General features: G+C 66.6%; 16 protein-coding genes and 1 riboswitch. Of the genes, 8 read left to right on the top strand and 8 right to left on the bottom strand.

Features of this window, described 5'->3' with window-relative positions:
• Positions 1-42: 42 nt before the first annotated feature.
• The 3 genes from GO608_RS12210 to GO608_RS19520 are packed head-to-tail and all read right to left on the bottom strand — an operon-like array spanning position 43 to position 3,609.
• Positions 43-1,464 (bottom strand): efflux transporter outer membrane subunit, encoded by a 1,422-nt coding sequence (locus GO608_RS12210; protein WP_247003101.1) that lies wholly within the window; start codon positions 1,462-1,464, stop codon positions 43-45.
• Between the two features lie 53 nt (positions 1,465-1,517).
• Positions 1,518-3,443, bottom strand: a complete 1,926-nt coding sequence (locus GO608_RS12205; RefSeq protein WP_247003099.1) for an HD domain-containing phosphohydrolase — start codon at positions 3,441-3,443, stop codon at positions 1,518-1,520.
• Between the two features lie 31 nt (positions 3,444-3,474).
• Entirely contained in the window at positions 3,475-3,609 is a 135-nt protein-coding gene (locus GO608_RS19520; RefSeq protein WP_281505728.1) for a hypothetical protein, read from the bottom strand.
• A gap of 511 nt (positions 3,610-4,120) precedes the next feature.
• Between GO608_RS19520 and GO608_RS12200 the strand changes: the two genes are divergently transcribed.
• The gene (locus tag GO608_RS12200; RefSeq protein ID WP_247003097.1) at positions 4,121-5,473 is read left to right on the top strand and encodes a serine/threonine-protein kinase; all 1,353 of its coding nucleotides are present in this window, start codon (positions 4,121-4,123) and stop codon (positions 5,471-5,473) included.
• Positions 5,461-5,853, top strand: coding sequence for a DUF4384 domain-containing protein (locus GO608_RS12195; RefSeq protein WP_247003095.1), 393 nt, complete (start codon positions 5,461-5,463; stop codon positions 5,851-5,853). Before GO608_RS12200 ends, GO608_RS12195 begins: the two co-directional genes overlap by 13 nt.
• A 48-nt stretch (positions 5,854-5,901) precedes the next feature.
• On the opposite strand, the gene GO608_RS12190 is transcribed toward GO608_RS12195, so the two are convergent.
• The gene (locus GO608_RS12190) at positions 5,902-7,083 is read right to left on the bottom strand and encodes a formylglycine-generating enzyme family protein (protein WP_169199352.1); all 1,182 of its coding nucleotides are present in this window, start codon (positions 7,081-7,083) and stop codon (positions 5,902-5,904) included.
• A gap of 307 nt (positions 7,084-7,390) precedes the next feature.
• On the opposite strand from GO608_RS12190, the gene GO608_RS12185 reads away from it, so the two are divergent.
• From GO608_RS12185 to GO608_RS12175, 3 genes are all read left to right on the top strand, one after another.
• Entirely contained in the window at positions 7,391-7,813 is a 423-nt protein-coding gene (locus tag GO608_RS12185; RefSeq protein WP_169199353.1) for a DUF4399 domain-containing protein, read from the top strand.
• A gap of 54 nt (positions 7,814-7,867) precedes the next feature.
• The gene (locus tag GO608_RS12180) at positions 7,868-8,299 is read left to right on the top strand and encodes a DUF4399 domain-containing protein (RefSeq protein WP_211159472.1); all 432 of its coding nucleotides are present in this window, start codon (positions 7,868-7,870) and stop codon (positions 8,297-8,299) included.
• 242 nt (positions 8,300-8,541) lie between these two features.
• On the top strand, positions 8,542-9,132 hold the full coding sequence (locus GO608_RS12175; RefSeq protein WP_169199354.1) for a hemerythrin domain-containing protein: 591 nt from the start codon (positions 8,542-8,544) through the stop codon (positions 9,130-9,132).
• A gap of 92 nt (positions 9,133-9,224) precedes the next feature.
• On the opposite strand, the gene GO608_RS12170 is transcribed toward GO608_RS12175, so the two are convergent.
• Positions 9,225-9,770, bottom strand: a complete 546-nt coding sequence (locus GO608_RS12170) for a hypothetical protein (RefSeq protein ID WP_169199355.1) — start codon at positions 9,768-9,770, stop codon at positions 9,225-9,227.
• 11 nt (positions 9,771-9,781) lie between these two features.
• Complete coding sequence (locus tag GO608_RS12165; RefSeq protein WP_169199356.1) at positions 9,782-10,951, bottom strand: zinc-dependent alcohol dehydrogenase; 1,170 nt, start codon at positions 10,949-10,951, stop codon at positions 9,782-9,784.
• A gap of 208 nt (positions 10,952-11,159) precedes the next feature.
• Here GO608_RS12165 and GO608_RS12160 point away from each other — a divergent pair, with 208 nt between their 5' ends.
• Positions 11,160-12,113: a YihY/virulence factor BrkB family protein gene (locus GO608_RS12160; RefSeq protein ID WP_169199357.1), complete on the top strand. Its 954-nt coding sequence runs from the start codon at positions 11,160-11,162 to the stop codon at positions 12,111-12,113.
• Positions 12,114-12,251: 138 nt separating this feature from the next.
• Positions 12,252-13,265: a c-type cytochrome gene (locus GO608_RS12155; protein WP_169199358.1), complete on the top strand. Its 1,014-nt coding sequence runs from the start codon at positions 12,252-12,254 to the stop codon at positions 13,263-13,265.
• A gap of 121 nt (positions 13,266-13,386) precedes the next feature.
• On the opposite strand, the gene GO608_RS12150 is transcribed toward GO608_RS12155, so the two are convergent.
• Positions 13,387-14,583: a nickel-dependent hydrogenase large subunit gene (locus tag GO608_RS12150; RefSeq protein ID WP_169199359.1), complete on the bottom strand. Its 1,197-nt coding sequence runs from the start codon at positions 14,581-14,583 to the stop codon at positions 13,387-13,389.
• Between the two features lie 186 nt (positions 14,584-14,769).
• Positions 14,770-16,197 (bottom strand): carbonic anhydrase, encoded by a 1,428-nt coding sequence (locus GO608_RS12145; protein ID WP_169199360.1) that lies wholly within the window; start codon positions 16,195-16,197, stop codon positions 14,770-14,772.
• A gap of 161 nt (positions 16,198-16,358) precedes the next feature.
• Positions 16,359-16,546, top strand: a riboswitch (yybP-ykoY riboswitch).
• A gap of 6 nt (positions 16,547-16,552) precedes the next feature.
• Here GO608_RS12145 and GO608_RS12140 point away from each other — a divergent pair.
• Positions 16,553-17,131, top strand: coding sequence for a TMEM165/GDT1 family protein (locus GO608_RS12140; RefSeq protein WP_169199361.1), 579 nt, complete (start codon positions 16,553-16,555; stop codon positions 17,129-17,131).
• Positions 17,132-17,200: the final 69 nt, after the last annotated feature.

The raw sequence follows: 17,200 nt of genomic DNA, 5'->3' as shown, positions 1-17,200 counted from the left end.
GATCTTTCCCGTTTTCCCATAGGCACTTCCTCATCTGCATGCTCAGCGCCGGACATTCGCGACTTCGATGGTCGGCCAGCCGCCGCCGAGCGCTTTGTAGAGCGTCACCGTGTCGGCCAGAATCTGCTGGTGGTTCGCGAGCAGCGCGAGCTGCGCGGCCAGCAGCGAGCGCTCGGTCTCGAACACTTCGAGCTGGGATACGAGCCCTTCGCGGAGCTGCGCCTCGACCTGTGCCGCGACGATCTGCAGCTGCTCGATCTGCTGCTGCAGCTCGGTGCGCTGCTGGCGGTGGGCGTCGAGGTTCGTCAGCGCGTTCTCGACTTCCTCGAACGCGGCGATCACAGTGCGCTGGTACTCGTGCTCGAAGACTTTGGTCTGGGCTTCGGTCGTCTTGAGGCGCGCCTTGATGCTCGGGTCGAACGCCGGGATGTTGATGCTCGGCAGAAAGCCGAACGTGAAGGACTTCAGCAGGTCGCCGAGCGCGAAGCTCGACGTGCCGCCGCGGCCGGTCAGGCTGATCGACGGCAGCTGCGCGAGCCGCGCCTGCCCGACGAGGTCGTAGGCTTCGAGCAGGCGGAACTCGGCGGCGACGATATCGGGGCGGCGGTTCAGCAGCTCGGAAGGCAGCCCGGCCGGCACCGCCGGCAGCTCGACGCGCTCCTGCAGCTTTCCGGGAGGCACGGTGAATTCGCCGGCCGGCACGCCGAGCAACGTCGCCAGCGCGTTGCCGGCGAGGCCGCGGGCGCGCTGCAGTTCGAGCAGGTCGCGGGTCAGCGCGTTGTTCTCGGCGCGCTGGCGCAGCACCTGCGTGCGGGGCACAAGGCCTTGCCCGAGCATCGCCTCGAACGTCGCGAGAATCTGCCGGCTGCGGTCGAGCGCGCGCTGCTGGCGGTCGATCTGCTCGTCGAGCTGGAGGATCTGGAAATACGTCGTCGCGACGTCCGAGACGAGCGTCAGATATCCCGCCCGCCAGTCCGCTTCGGTGGCGTGGAATTCGGCGGTCTGCGCCTGGACACCTTTTTCGACCTTGCCCCAGATGTCGATGTCCCAGTTGACCTGGGTGCCGAGGTTGAACTGCTTGCGGAAGTTCTGCCCGGTGCTTTTCTCGAAACTCGCGCCGGCGCCGACATCGAGCGTCGGCAGCGCGCCGGCGCGCGCTTCGCCGATCTGCGCCTGGGCGACCTGGATGCGCGCGGCGAGGATCTTGACGTCGAAGTTGCCGGCGATCGCGCGGTTGACGAGCTCGTCGAGCGTCGGATCGCGGAACTCCCGCCACCAGTTAGGCGCGATCGTGTCGGCCGCCGACACTGCGGGACGCGACCACGCCGCCTTGCCGGGCGTGTCGGGGCGCTGGTATTCGGACACTTTCACGCCCGCGCAGCTCACGAGCAGCAACGCCAGCGCGCCGGCCAGCAGCGCCCGCAGCAGCGGCAGCGTCCGCCCGCCCGGCCTTGACATCGACATTGGGAAATCCATTGCGTCTCCACCTTCCGCGGGAAAAATTCGCGCTCCGCGGCTCAGGCCGCGGCCCACGCCTTCGATTCGACGAACACCCTGAAGAGCCGCGCATCGAGCCGTCCGGCGCGGCATTCGGCATCCAGCAGGTCGAGCGCATGCTCGAGCGACATCGCCTTCTTGTACGGACGATCTCCGGCGGTCAGTGCGTCGTAAATATCCGAGATCGTCAGAATGCGCGTCTGGATGCTGATCTGCGCGCCGCGCAGGCCCATCGGGTAGCCGGAGCCGTCGAGCTTTTCGTGATGGGCGTGGGCGATCGCCGGCACGCCGCCGAGGTCGCGCGTCCACGGGATCAGGATCAGGAACGAATACGAATCGGCGACGTGCGACTCGATCTGCTTGCGCTCTTCGGCCGTCAGGCAGCCTTTCGACACGCTGAGCGCGGCGAACTCGCTGTCGCTCAGCAACGGTACGGAAACGCCGTCCGCTTCCTCGACCGTGCAGCCGAGAATGCGGTCAAGCTCGTGCGAGCGCTCGGTGTACGAAATCGCCGGCTCGTTGGCGCGGCGGATCGCGGCGAGGAACTCGTCGAGGCGCGCGACCTCTTCGCGCAGTCCCTGCTCGAGGCGGCGCTTTTCTTCGCGGAACGCGGTGATGCCCAGTTCGCGCTCGCAGTGCAGCTCGGCCAGTTTCCGGTAGGCCTGCCGCTCGAGGCATGCACACGCGTATTTGAAGCGCTGTTCGAGCAGGCGCATCTCGGCGTGGTGGAGCTTCTTCTCCTTGCGCAGCACATGCTCGCGCACGCCCACTTTGCCGAAGTCATGCAACAGCGCGGCGTAACGGATTTCGCGCAGCTGGTCCTCGGAGAACGCGATGCCGCGCAGTTCGGGTTCGTCAGTGCGGTCGACCGCCCGGGCGAGGTTCTCGGCGTAGTGCGCGACGCGGAACGAGTGCCCGGCGGTCGCCGGATCGCGCTCCTCGATCGCTTGGACCGACGCACAGACGAAGCCTTCGAGCAGGCGCTCGATATCCGAGTACAGCTGGAAGTTCTTCAGCGCGACCGCCATCTCCGCGCACACGCCGGTGAGCATTTCGAGATCCTGGCCATTGAACGCGTACGGATCCGAAGACGTATCGAGCTGGATCAGTCCGAGCACCTCGCCCTCGAGCAGCAGCGGGACGCACATGACGCTCCGGATGTCCTGTGCAACGATCGATTCCTGGCAGCCGAAGTGGCGATCCGCCAGCGTGTCCACGGAGAGAATCGACAGTTTCCTGTTTAGCACCTCGTCGACGATGGTGCGAGAAATCCTCAGCTGCTCCGGGTCCTCGACAGTGCCGTCGCGCCAGCGCGCCGCGACCGGCACCGGCGCTTCGCCTTCGTTCTTGCGCAACAGGATGAACGCGCGCTCGGCGCGCGGAAACAGCTCGAAGATCAGGTTCATGATCTTCTCGGTCAGCGTCGCGGAATTCGTGACGGCGCCGAGCGCGATGCCGACCTGCGCCATCGCGTGGAGCTTGCGAATCATCACCTGCGCGTCGCCATCCTCGGTCTGCAGCGGCCCTTCGAGCGGCCGGGCATACTGGGTCGCGTCGACCGTCTGCCGGATCACGGCCGGCGCGCTGTCGCGAGCCGGCACGAGCAGCGAATGGAACGCGAGCGGCGTCGACGAGATCGACAGCTCGTCGCCGTCGTGCAGCGGATGCCAGACGCCAGGCCGCAAGCGTTTGCCGAGCACGAACGTGCCATTGAACGAGTGCAGGTCCTCGATGAAATACTCGCCGCCGCTCAGGCACACACGCGCATGCCGACGGCTGATGGTGTGCTCGGGGATGCAGAAGAAATGCCCTTCCGCCAGCGAATCCTGCGGATCCCGGCCGATCACCACTTCGTCGTGAAGCGGGAACACTTCGCCCGTTGTGGTGACTTCGAGATACGCGGTCACGGGGCCCGGTGACTCGGGAACGGCCACTGTGTTTCGCATTCCCACCCTCCCGCGTGCGCCGGACGATCGCTTAACTTTGACTCGGGAGAAAAATGCCGGTTCCGCCCAGACTGGGCCGCGAAAGCACCTCTCCCGGCGCGCCCGCTCTGTTGTCAAAACGCGCGTCCTCGGTCGCCGCCGGATCGTTGAACGTCAAGGTTTTCATGGAGGGTCTCCCGGAGTTCCTGTTGCAGTGCGGACTGCGAGCGAACGTTTTTCGCAGGTTCGGCAGTGCTGTAGCAGGGAGCGTGCCATTTCATCGGCAGCGCGCGGCAAAACTCTCCAAATCATTGAAAAATAGTTTATTTGGCGGAAAAGAAAATTCCTCAGCGGGTATTCACCGCATCCCGCGCCGAGTGCCAGCGGGTTTCATCGAACACTTTTCGGCGGTTCTGTTTGCCGCCTTCAAACACTTGGTTCGAAAGGCCGCGTGCTGCGACCGTAGCGCTTCTCGATCGCACTCGGGCCGCCGCCAACCGGGCGCGGATGGGCTATATTTTTTAAGGAGGCTTCGATGGACGAATCCGTGCAGCGTGACGCGGGGATCGTTCCCCCTGTTCGACACGCTCCGATGCGCGCCCATCCATCAACTCGCACCATCGCCCGCGTCATCCTCGTAATCCCGAGCGAGCGCGAACGTGAGCCCGGAAGACTCCTGGCCGACCGAGGGGAAGCAGATGGCTAGTCTTTCGCACGCGATTCACGCTTTCCGCAGCGGCGGTCTGTCTCCCCACGAGTTTTTCGCGCAGGTCGATCGCGTCCTGGCGACGAACGAGCCCGACCAGGCGAAGCTCCTCGAGGTCCTGAGCGAAGAGCACACGAAGCTGCCGCTGCCGCCTGACGTGTACGCCGAAGTGCATCGGCGCATCGAGCACCTCACGGACACCGGGCACGGGGACGCGAACGATGATCAGACGCGCATGCAGATTCCTGCCGGCACCCCCGCTCCCGGCACTCCCGGCGTTCACTTCCCCGCCGCCGGAACGGCGCCATCCGACCCGGACCGCATCAAGGGCGTCGGAGACACGGTCAACGGCCGCTTCCTGCTCGAGGAATGCCTGGGCTTCGGCGGCATGGGCACGGTGTATAAGGCACTCGACCTGCGCAAGCTCGAAGCGTCGGACCGGAACCCGTATATCGCGATCAAAGTCCTGAACGTGCAGTTCCGCGGCCATCCGAAATCGCTGATCGCGCTGCAACGCGAGGCACGCAAAGCCCAGGCGCTCGCCCATCCGAACATCGTCGCGGTGTACGACTTCGACCGGGACGGGTCGATGGTGTACCTGACGATGGAGTACCTGTCCGGCAAGCCGCTGAGCCGCGTGCTGCGCGCGCAAGGTTTCCGCGGCATGCCGTACGCACAGGCGCTGCCGATCATCACCGGCATGGCCAACGCGCTCGCCTACGCGCACGAGCACGGCTTCGTTCACTGCGACTTCAAGCCGGCGAACGTTTTCCTCACCGACAAGGGTCCGGTCAAAGTCATCGACTTCGGCATCGCGCGGGTCTTCCGCCGCTCGGAGGAGGAAGCCGAAGCGACGGTCTTCGACGCCGGCAGCCTCGGCGGCCTGACTCCGGCGTACGCGAGCCCGGAGATCCTCGAACACCGCGAACCGGACCCGCGCGACGACATCTATGCGCTCGCCTGCATCACCTACGAGCTGCTGACCGGCGCGCATCCGTTCGGGCAACTGCCGGCAACCCAGGCGCGCAACGCCGGACTGCGTCCGCCGCGGCCGAAACATCTGCCGGCCAGAGCGTGGCGCACGTTGCGCACCGCGCTGTCGTTCGACCGCGAAACCCGCACTCCGAGCGTCGCGCAGTTCCTCGCCGGGATGAAACCTCAGCGGCGCATCGGGCTGCCGGTCGCCGCGGGGATTGCAGCGGCGGTGGCCGCGGCGCTCGTCGCGATCGCGTTTCTCCAGGATCGGAAACCCGCGGAAGTCGCACAGGGCGAGGTTCCCTCCGCCGCTGTCGTTGCCCCCCCGGAGGCGCCAAGGTTTCGATCACGCTGCATTTGTCGGCGCTGACCGAGGGCGATTCGCTGATCATCGACGTGACGACTCCGGCATACGAATCGTACGTCCACGTCGATTATTACGTCCTCGACGGGACTGTTGTCCATCTCGTGCCGAGTCGGCGGGCGAGAGCCAACCGGGCGCCGCCGCGTTACAGCGCGACGATCGGCACGGTGGCAGGATGGACGATTTCGAAGCCTTTCGGTACCGAGCTGATCGTGCTGCTGGTCACGCCGGTGCCGCTTTTCGACGAGCTGCGCCCGGAATCGGAATCGCGATCGGATTATCTGCGCGCTGTCGACAAAAGCCTGCGCGACATCGCCGCGAAGCATGGCCAGGACAAGATCACGGCGGATTTCGTCCAGATCACGACTCGCGCCCGTGAGCCCTGACTCCTGAAAGCGGCGACGCGCCGGACCGGGCCGACCTCTCGAGGATCGCTACTCGACGTCGCGCGCGACGCGGAACCCGTTCTGCGAGTGCCGCACGCTGGCACCGTACTTGAAGCGGGTCGACGAGAGCATGTAGTCCGCCCCTTCCCGCCAGGAGCCGCCGCGTATCACGCGCACCCGGCAATCGGGTTCGTCCCACGAACGCCCGTCGGCCGGCGCTCCTTTGTAGGAGTTGTGCCAGCAGTCGCTGACCCATTCCCAGACGCTTCCGTTCATGTCGTGCAGGCCGTACGGGTTGGCGCGGAACGAGCCGGCATTCGCCGGGCCGCCTTCGCGCCACGGATCGCCGCAGCCCTTGCAGTTCGCGTTGCCGCCGACCATCTGGTTGCCCCACCAGTATCGCGTCGTCGTGCCGCCGCGGAGCGCGTATTCCCACTCCGCCTCGGTCGGCAGCCGGTAGCTCTTGCCGGTGGCCCCGCTCAACCACTTCGCATAAGCTCGGGCATCGTCCCAGTGCAGGTCGCGCACCGGAGCGTTCTTCGCCGCGCCCTCTTCCCTCGTCAGGTGCGGACACGCACCGGCTGCGACGCAGGCGTCCCATTGCTCGTTCGTGACCTCGTACTTGCCGATCGCGAACGGCCGCGCGATCGAGACACGATGCGCCGGTCTTTCCGATGGATCGTCAGTGTTGCTTCCCATGACGAACTCGCCGCCGGGCAGCCCGACCATCACCGGGCAAGCGGGGCAATCCTTGATCTCGGCAACAGGTGCCGCTGCGGCCGGAGGTTTTTCCGGCGCCGACGGTGCGGGAGCAGGAGTGGGGGCAGGGGCTGCGCGCGGCCGTTCCGGCGCGGCGGGCGCAGCGGGCGCGGGCCGCGGACGCTCCGGCGCAGGCGGTGTCGCGCGCGGGGCGGGTGGCGTCTCGACTTTTGGCGCAGCCGCGCGCAGCCGTTCGATGCGCGCGCGGGCGAGCGGTGCGAAACGTCCGTTCGGGTACGCTTTCAGGTACGCCTCGTAGTCGCTCGCATGTTCGCTGTCCTTGATCGAGTCCCAGAACGTCAGCTCGTACTGCTCCGCGCTGTCCTTGGGGAGGATTCCGGCAAGCTGGATGGGCGCCGCAAGTGTGCTCCGCTGCGCCGTCCCGACGCCGCTACCGGCGCTCGTCGTGGCCTGGACAAATCCGGCCGCGAACGCCCCGAACACCCCGACGATGAGAAGTTCTCGCCACACGTGCAGACCCCGCTTGTCCCGTAGTGGAGATGCAGCCCGCAGCGCAGCTCCGGAGCTGGATTCAGTACGCTTCGCACGGGACCGCACCGCGCGGAGCAGGACATGTTTCCGGTCACGACCCACCGGATTCCCGGTCCCGAGCGAGGCCGGGAAACGGCTATGTCCCGATTCATTATATGTATCTTTCAGCCAACTTCCGTCCTAATCTTAGGTGGCGATCCGGCCGGCTCGCAGCGGATCCGGCAAGCGTTCGCTCCAGCGTTTATCCGACGTTTACCCCGCGTGTTTCCTGGGGAGGATGCCCGACATGTCCAGGGAAATCATTCTTGGCTCGATAGCAGCGATCGTCATGGCAATCGCGCCCGCGTCCGCAGCGGGGACACCATCGCCGAAAGATGCCGAGGCCTACATCATCTGGCCGCCGGACGGCGCCGTCATCAGTGGCGGCAAGCTGTGGGTGCGCATGGGGCTGCGCAACATGGGCGTGTGCCCGAAAGGCGTCGAACTGCCCAACGTGGGCCATCATCATCTGCTCATCGATACCGAACTCGCGACCGACGGGCAGATTCCGCTGGACCGGAATCACGTGCATTTCGGCGCCGGCGAAACCGAGGCGCGCATCGAGCTTCCGCCCGGCAAGCACACGCTGCAGCTGCTGATGGGCGATCACAACCACGAGCCGCACGATCCCCCTGTGCATTCGAAGAAGATATCGATCACGGTGCGCTGACCGGGTGACGCCCGGGTTCCAATTTGATCTTCCGTCAAGACCGGGAGCCGATCCATGCACAAGCCCATGCACAAGCTGTTCATCGCCGCCGCGTTCCTGCTGCTCGCCGAAGGCGCCGTCGCCGGCACCACCGCTGCGCCGGCCAATGCCTATCTTTACATCGGCTGGCCCAACGACGGCCAAGTCCTGCCTGCCGGACGGCCGTTCAAAGTCTGGTTCGGGCTGCGCAACATGGGCGTCGCGCCGAAGGACGTAAGCTTTCCGAACACCGGCCACCATCACCTGCTGATCGACACCGATCTGCCGTCGCCGGACCAGGAAATTCCTTCCGACCGCAACCACCTGCATTTCGGTGCGGGGGAAACGGAAACGACCGTGGAACTGCCTCCGGGCAGGCACACGCTGCAGTTGCTGATGGGCGACGACAAGCACCTTCCGCATAACCCGCCGGTGTATTCGAGGAAGATCACGATCACCGTGCGGTGAGGGCATAACGCGGAACGCGGTACCGCAGCCCAACCCATGCCACGTTCGTACCGATATCTACACACCCCTGTAAGACTTACCCCGCGACGCTCCGCCGCCATGACGTGGAGCGACTGCGCTCGCATCCAGCTCCCGCTCGCACGCCGCCGTGTCGCCATTCATCGCTGCAACGCCCTGCCCCGGCGCGGGAACGGCGCTTGCTATCCTCCACTGCAGCCCTAACTTTTGACGGAGGCCAGTCCATGAACTCGCTGATGCGCAAACTCTCCCCGAGTGCGACGCACATGATCCGTACCGACCACTCGCACGTGCTGTCCATCTTCCATCAGTACGAGACCGACACCTCGCCGCAGACCAAGAAAGCGCTCGTGCACAGCGCGTGTCTGTCGCTCGAGATCCACGCCCAGCTCGAGGAAGAAATCTTTTATCCGGCGATGCGGCAGGCGATGGCCGAAAGCGCAACGGTCGACAAGTCCGTCGGCGAGCATGAGGAAATGCGGCGTCTGATCGCGCAGCTGCGCGGCATGGAGCCGACCGACCCGCAATACGACGAGACTTTCATGAGCCTGATGCGGGACGTTCTGCATCATGCAGCCGAGGAAGAGACGATCATGCTGCCTAAGGCGGAACGCCTGCTCGGCAACCGGCTCACGGAACTCGGCGCGGAAATGATGAAGCGCCGGCTTGAACTGTCTGCGCCGCATGCAGGCGAAATCGCGATGAACGGCGTGCGCACGATGCACACCGGCACGCTGGTAATGACGACCGGGGCGGCGGTAGCAGGTGCGTACCTCCTCAAGAAAGTGTTCGACCGTGGTCATCATCACGCCTGACCGGTCGCGGTGACGTTTGTCGAGCGTCACCGTACATTCCCGAAGGCCGCGAACTTCCAAAAGCCGCGGCCTTCGTCGTTCACATCGTGCTTTTACGGACGCAGCGCCACTGGTGGCCACGGCGCGAGCAGCGCGGGCGTGGCCATGTCGGGTGGCATCTCGAAGTCCTTGCGGGCCGCGCCGCGCATCGCCACCGGCGGCAGCGGCAAGCCGCGCCGGTCGTGATAGTCGCGCACCGGGGGTCGCCCCCGCCGTTCGATGCGGTCCAGGGCATTCGCGCAGCCCGCGTCGAGCGCGGCAACTGCCGCCACGGCGCCAAGCAGCGCCCGCGAGGCGGGCCGGCGGACATTGTGCGCGCTGCCGAGCGCCGCGAAATCGAACGCGTCGCCGGCCACGCGCACCCACATCCACGGTCCCGGCCGGCGCGCGGCAAGGATGCCGATGCCGGTGACGATCTCGCGCACGCCGCACGCGCGGACGAAGCGCTCGCTGCCGCGCAGCCCGGCCACGCCGGCAACAACGCGCGGCATCAGCACCTGGGCGACGCCGAGCCCGATGCTGAACCAGCCGAGGCCGCGGGCGGCGGCGCGGGTGCGGCGGTGACGGGTCGTGGTCCTCGTGAAGGCAGTCGCACTCATCGCTCATCTCCTCAGGGCTTCAGGACGACCTTGATGCAGCCGTCTTTCTTGTCGCGAAACGTCTTGTACATTTCCGGCCCGTCCTTGAGCGCGGCAACGTGCGTGACGACGAAAGTCGGGTCGATCTGCCCTTCCTCGATGCGGCGCAGCAGATCGGCTGTCCAGCGGTTGACGTGGGTCTGGCCGGTGCGCAGCGTCAGCCCCTTGTTCATCAGTGCGCCGAACGGCAGCTTGTCGATCAGCCCGCCATACACGCCCGGTACCGACAGCGTGCCGGCCGGGCGGCACACGTAGATCATCTCGCGCAGCACATGCGGCCGGTCGGTTTCGAGCATGATCGCCTGCTTCGCGCGGTCGTACAGCGAGTCGAGCGACTGCGTCGCGTGGGCTTCCATGCCGACCGCGTCGATGCACTTCTCCGGCCCCTTGCCGCCCGTCAGCTCGTTGAGCCGCTCGACGACGCTCTCGTCCTCGCAGTTGATCGTCGTCGCCCCCCCGGCCTGCGCCATGCCGAGGCGTTCGGGGACGCGGTCGATCGCGATGACCTGCTTCGCGCCAAGCAGCACGGCGCTGCGGATCGCGAACTGCCCCACCGGCCCCGCGCCCCAGATCGCGACCGTGTCGGTCGGCTGGATGTCGCACTGCACCGCCGCCTGCCAGCCGGTCGGCAGGATATCGCCGAGGAACAGCACCTGGTCGTCGGAAAGACCGCTCGTGATCGTCACCGGCGCGACGTCGGCGTACGGCACGCGCACGTACTCGGCCTGACCGCCGGCATAACCGCCGGTCAGGTGCGTGTAGCCGAAAAGCCCCGCGGTCGCATGGCCGAACGTCTTGTCGGCGAGCGCCTTGTTGCGGTTGCTGCGTTCGCAGACGGAAAAGTTGCCGCGGCAACATTGTTCGCATTCGCCGCAACAGATCGTGAATGGCACGACGACGCGGTCGCCGACCTTGAGGCGATGGTCCGCCGCCCCGACCTCGACGACTTCGCCCATGAACTCGTGGCCGAGGATGTCGCCGGACTCCATGCCCATCATGAAACCGTCGTAAAGATGAAGATCCGAACCGCAGATCGCGCAGCTCGTCACCTTGACGATCGCATCGCGCGGATCCTCGATGCGCGGATCGGGAACGGTGTCGTAGCGGACGTCCTTCTTGCCATGCCAGCAAAGCGCTTTCATCGGGTGGCTCCTTCGATTCCCGGTATATATTTCGGGGACGGCGTCGCCCCTGCGGCGACCGGCGTCTCGCGCGTCCGCAGCAAGCGTCATTCCTGTCCGGGCCCCGAGCGCGGCGGCCGGCACGAGGAAAAGCGGGTCCAGGGCAGTGGAAAAGTTGCGCGGAGCGCAAAATGCTTGGCTGCATGAGGTCCGGCGCGAGGGGCTGTTCATGAGGAAAGTATTCGGCTACTGGTTTGGCGTGCTGCGCCGCACGGTGAATTACTGGCTCGACAGCGACGCGTTCATCCACGCTGCGGCGCTCGCGTTCTTCACCGTATTCTCGGTCGCGCCGGTCGTCATCATCGTCGTCAGCATCGTCGGCGCGGTGCTCGGCGAAGACGCGGCACGCGGCCAGATCGCAGCGCAGCTCGAACAGGCGATCGGCCCCGAGGCCGCCGAAGCGGTGCAGACTGCGGTCGCGAGCAGCCGGCTCGAAGCCAGCGGCCTGCTGCCGACGCTCGTCGGCGTCGGTGCGATGCTGTTTGGTGCGACGACCGTGTTCGCGCAGATGCAGCGCTCCCTGAACGCGATCTGGGGCGTGATGGCGAAACCCTCGCGCAGCAGCGTCTTCCTGCTCGTCAAGGCCCGCCTGCTGTCGCTGATGGTGGTGCTGGCGATCGGCTTCGTGCTGCTCGTATCGCTGCTGCTGAGCGTGATCCTGAACTCGATCATCGCCTTCGCGAGCGACTGGCTCCCGGTGCCGGCGCCGTTGCTGGCGGGCGTCGAAACAGTGGTGTCGCTCGCAGTCGTCACGCTGCTGTTCGGGACGATCTTCCGCGTGCTGCCGGACGTGATCCTGCGCTGGAAGGACGTCGCGCTCGGCGCCTTCGTCACGGCGGCGCTATTCACGTTCGGCCGGTCGTTGATCGCGCTCTACCTAGCGAAGACGGCGCCGGCTTCGACGTACGGCGCCGCGGGCTCGCTGGTGCTGCTGTTGTTATGGGTGAACTATTCGTCGCTGATCCTGCTGTTCGGCGCGGCGTTCACGCGCGCGCACCGGGAATGCCGCGGACTGCCGATCCGGCCGCGCCATTCGGCGGTGTTGGTGCATACCGAGGTGGTCGAGGAAAAGGTTTCCGACCTCGAAGGCCGGCCGCCGCCGCAACCACCGTCGTCCGCGTGAGGAGGAACCGTCGGCGGGCTGCGCCAGCTACCTAAAATGGGGAGCGAGCAGCACAGAGCACTTGTCCAGAAGAACCGGCGCGAGTAGATTAAATAAGCATTTAATAATTAAGTGAACTTCAGTGCAGAGAGGAGACAAATGAAAGCGAAACTGCTCGCGGCAAGCCTTGCCGCCGTTCTCGCCAGCGCCGCCGGCGCCGCGGACGAAGGCGCGAAGACGAGTCTGCTCGATCGTCCCGCGCCGAATCCGGAAAATCTTCCGGACGATGCGTACGACAGACTGGTGCGCTACGGGCACGAACTGACGACACGCACCTTCGCGCTGATCGGACCGGAAGTGCAGGACAAGGAAAAACGCTTCGCCGGCAACAATCTCGCCTGCACTTCATGTCATCAGGACAACGCGACCAAGCCTTACGCGATGCCCTGGAGCGGCGTGTCGGCGACCTTTCCGCAGTACCGTTCGCGCGAAGATTCGATCAGCACCGTCGAGGAGCGCGTCAACGGCTGCATGGAGCGGAGCATGAACGGGCGCGCGCTGCCGCTCGATTCGCCCGAGATGAAGGCCTTCGTGACGTACATCCACTACCTGTCGCGCGGCATTCCGGTCGGCGCGCAAATCGAGGGGACCGGCACGAAGCCGACGAAGGTCCCCGACCGGCGCGCCGACCTCGCGGCGGGCGAAGCGATCTATGGCAAGACCTGTGCCGCATGCCACGGCATGAATGGCGAGGGACAGCGTCGCGGCAAGGTCGGCGATGCCGAAGGCTACATCTTCCCCCCGCTGTGGGGGAACGACACGTTCAACAACGGCGCGGGCATGAACCGTCTGCTGACCGCGACGCGTTTCGTGAAACACAACATGCCGCAGGGCACGACGCACCTGACGCCGGTGCTGAGCGACGAGGAAGCCTACGACGTCGTAGCCTACGTGCTGTCGAAGCCGCGCCCGATCAAAGCCGGCCTCGACAAGGACTTCCCGGCCCGCTGGAACAAACCGGTCGATGCCGCATTCCCGCCGTATGTCGATGGCGCTTCCGCGGACCAGCACCGCTACGGGCCTTACCCCCCGCTCATGGAAATGGCGAAGCAGCGCGCGCAAGCGCGCGATGCAACAGTCGCACCGCAGAAGCCGGCCGAAGGCGCGAAGTGACCGTTCGCCGACGGCCGCTATGCTGGCCGTCGCGCGCCGCCGCCATCCGAAGAATAAGCCGGCCGTTGCTCGCGCGCTAGCGAGCCCTGCAATCCCCCTCCCGCCCCGCGCGGACGACGATTCACCCGTCGACAGGCTTCAGTACGATCTCGAAATCCCGGCCCGGATCGAGCGACAGCACAAGCGCGGCGAAGCGCAGGCGCGCCGCCTCGAGCGATGCTGCGCTCCAGCCCGAACCTTCGGTCACGAAGGACCCTTCCGGGTGGAAATTCCACTGCGTCGGCCCGACGATCGCATACTCGGCGACGCGTCCGTCGTCGAGCCGCACCGCGTGCAGCACCAAGCCGCGCGCGGTCTCGACCCACGCGAGTCCTGCCCGTTCGCCGAGCGGCGCCGCGTCGAGCAGCGCCGGCATATCGTCCGCGAGCGGGTGACGCAGTCGGCTCGCGCAATCTGCCAGATCGATGACGCGCGCAAACAGGCGCGCCGCGATGCGGTGGCCTTTCTCCAGCAGGATGCGCACGAGCATCGAATCCGCATGGCGCGCGAGCACGCCGGTTTCATGCGCCTGCCCGTGCAGCGACGGCGTGCGACAGAACTGCGGCGAGGGCAGCCCCCCGAGCGTCTCGCCCCATGCCTGCGCCGACAGCGGCGGCAGCAGCGGCACGGCGTCGTGCTCGGAAGTGGAAGTGCCGATTTCGATCAGGTCGGCAAGCGCCTCGCCGATCGTGCCGCCCTGGCGGGCGCGTTCGACGAACTCGCGCAACGCCGTCGGCTCACGCGTCGCGCGAAAGAAACCGCCGAGCAGTTCGACCGCAACCAGATCGAGCAGATCGCCGCCGAGCTCGTAAGCTGCCCGCCCGCCGCCGATCTGCGCGAGTCCGTGGTGCAACACGGCGAACCGCTGCCGGCGCGGCGCGTGACCGAACAGCACCGGCCAGTCGAGCATCAGCCGCGACAGATGCTCCTGCGCGGTTTCCGCCGCGACCGTGCGCTCCTCGTCGCGCGCTTCGCTGCGCACTGCGCCTTCCGCACCGGCGGCGGCAAAGGCCGCGATTGCGGCAATCGTCTGCGCCCGAGGAGCCGTTACGCCCAGCCCGGGAATCCGGGCCAGCGCCTCTCCGATCGTGCAGCCGACGAGCTGCTGCGTATCCGGCAGACGTGAGTCGAGGATGGCCGGCGCCGTGACACGCTCGCCATCCCATCGCGCCTCGACGTGCAGCGGCTCGCGCGGCGCGCGCCGCTCCCGAACTCGTTGCCGGGCCGCCGGGACAGGAATTCCGACACTGCGAGCCCCCGCTACCACCCCTTCGAACATGAACCCTCCTTGCCCCGATGACCGCCATCCGCGTTCCGTCGTCATTGCGGTTCGCTCATGAGATTCGCTCACGAGACGCAGCGGCAACGGGGGATGTCATGATAGGCGCCCCTCTGGGCCGGGGAAAGTCCGGAGCCGCCACCGAAGTGCGCCATCCGGGCGAAGGCGACTCTGCGCAGCACCTCCTCAGCGCGATTCGAGAACCAGGCGGCCGTTGAGCGGCTGGATCGGCCGCCCGTTGCGCGGATAAAGACGCGCAAAGACGCGCACCTGCTCCGCCGATATCTTCACCGGCTCCTTCATGACCGCCCACACGACGCCTTCGGTACAGGGCGGCGTCACCAGCGATCCGGCATACAGGTAGTGGGCGGGACTGGCGGGCAGGAGGCTCGCGAGGTCGATCGGCGACGCCGGCGCATAGCTGCTGCCGCGCTCCAGCGGCAGGCTGTTCCACAGCGTCTGGACCAGCGGATGTCCGTCGGAGACCCCTTCGAGCAGCACCGCGACAATCGCGGTCCGTCCGGCCGCATCGCGATGATGGAAATGCACTGTCATGTCGGAGGCCTGCCCGCCGACCCGCGCGAGCGACGGACGGTGGAACTCGAGATGCTCGAGTTCATAGCGCTGGCCGCGGATCTCGACTCCCATGCCTTCGCCGACCCGCACGTCGAGCGTGCGCCCCGTGTCGGTGATGCGAAACTGCGTCTCCCGGTAATCGAAGCGCAGGGCCTCGAGATCGACGGCGACTCCGCCGCCCAGTTCGATCGGCGACTGGCGCCTGCCTTCGGCACACAGCGACCAGTCCGGCCGCAGGCTGCCCCAGTGCTCGGGGCCCGTCGCACCTTCGTAGCTCCATGCGGCCTCGCTCACGAACGGAACCCAGGGCGCCAGCGCGGCTTTGGCGACCGGCGAGCGGGCGACCTGCATCGCACGCAATTCGGGTTTCGGCTCGGGTTTCGGCTCGGGTTTCGGCTCGGGTTTCGGCTCGGGTTTCGGCTCGGGTTTTGGTTCCGGGTTCGCCTCCGGCCGTGGCGCGATCGAAGCGGCGGCGGAAGGCGCCGCTCGCGGCGAAGCTTTCGGTGACGCCACCGGGGGCGCCGGGATCGCGATCGCTGCGAGCCCGACCGGGGAGCCGATCGTGGAATCATCGATCACCGCCGCCGTCGACGCGACGGCATCGTGCGCAACTTTTTGCAGGTCGCCCACCGACGGGGGCCGGCAGACCTCCTGCCACAAGCGCTCATCGACGCTGTTGCGCGCTGCCGATATCGGCCGCTGGTCGAGCACCGCTTCTTCGCGCAGCACGAACTGGTGCGCATCGAGGTAGACGCGCTTGACCGTCTGGAACCTGCGGTTGTGGCAATCGAAGCGATTCAGCGCCTTCACCACGGCATATCCTTCCGCAGCCGACCGTTCCGGTGACAGCACGATCCGTCCCCACGCGACCTTGCTGCCGGCATCGGACGCCATGACGCTGGAGCGGTCGATCTCCACCTGGCGCTCGCGGTCCCTGACGACCACCTCCCACGGCCCGGCGAGCGCAGCAAGGCTGACGAACGCCAGCGCGACGAGCAGGGAGCGGTGCAGGAGGGGCAGCGGGAATTTCATCGTCATCAGGGAGGCGGAGAGGTGTTACGGTCTTCGGCCGGGATCGGGATATCTTTAGCGGCAATCGGCTGCGAGGGGTGAAGGGGTGAAGGGGTGAAGGGTCCGGTCAGCCGGCGCCGATCCATTCCGGGTTGCCCGTCGAATGCCTGTCTTCCCATCAACGCGTCACATCGATAGAATTCGCTCCGTCATCAGGGAGTAGCCGCCCGCGCGCATTCGCGGGGACCACGTCAACAGACTTGCCCGTCGGGCATGGCGTGGCCAGCCTTCGGGCCTGGCGAGACTTTTGGCTGCATGCCCTCCGATTTTTCGGGCCCGGGAGGCGTGCGGTCATCCGTCCTCAGCCGGCCCGGAGAACCTGATGAATCTTCCTGCCGAAGCTTTCCTGATGTCCTCGGGTATCGTCGCGCTCGCCGAGATCGGCGACAAGACCCAACTGCTCGCCTTCATGCTCGCCGCCCGCTTTCGTCGCCCGTGGCCGATCGTCGCCGGCATCCTGATCGCGACCGTGGCGAACCATGCGTTCGCCGGCGCCGTCGGCACGTGGATCACGAGGCTGCTCGGGCCGGACCTGCTGCGCTGGGTGCTCGGCGCGTCCTTTCTCGCGATGGCGGCGTGGATCCTGGTCCCGGACAAGCTCGACGACGACGATCTAGCCACACCGAAGCTCGGCGTGCTGGCGACGACGATCGTCGCGTTCTTCCTCGCCGAGATGGGCGACAAGACGCAGATCGCGACGGTCGCGCTCGCTGCGCAGTATGGCGCCTTCGCCGCGGTCGTCGCCGGCACGACGTTCGGCATGATGATCGCCAACGTGCCGGCCGTCGTCGCCGGCGACCGCTTCGCGAACCGGTTGCCGGTCCGCCTGATCCACGCTATCGCGGCGGCATTGTTCGCACTGCTCGGCGTCGCCGCGCTGGCGGGCTTCGGCGGCGAGTGATCGCAACATGGTTCATGAGGAAATGAACGGTTGCGATCGGGACGCTAAAAATCCTTGCCCAAGCCCTTT

The sequence above is a fragment of the Aromatoleum buckelii genome (genome assembly GCF_012910785.2).
Taxonomy (GTDB): Bacteria; Pseudomonadota; Gammaproteobacteria; order Burkholderiales; family Rhodocyclaceae; genus Aromatoleum; species Aromatoleum buckelii.
The sequence above is the reverse complement of the archived record's forward strand: the minus strand, read 5'-3'. Positions and strand labels throughout refer to the sequence as shown.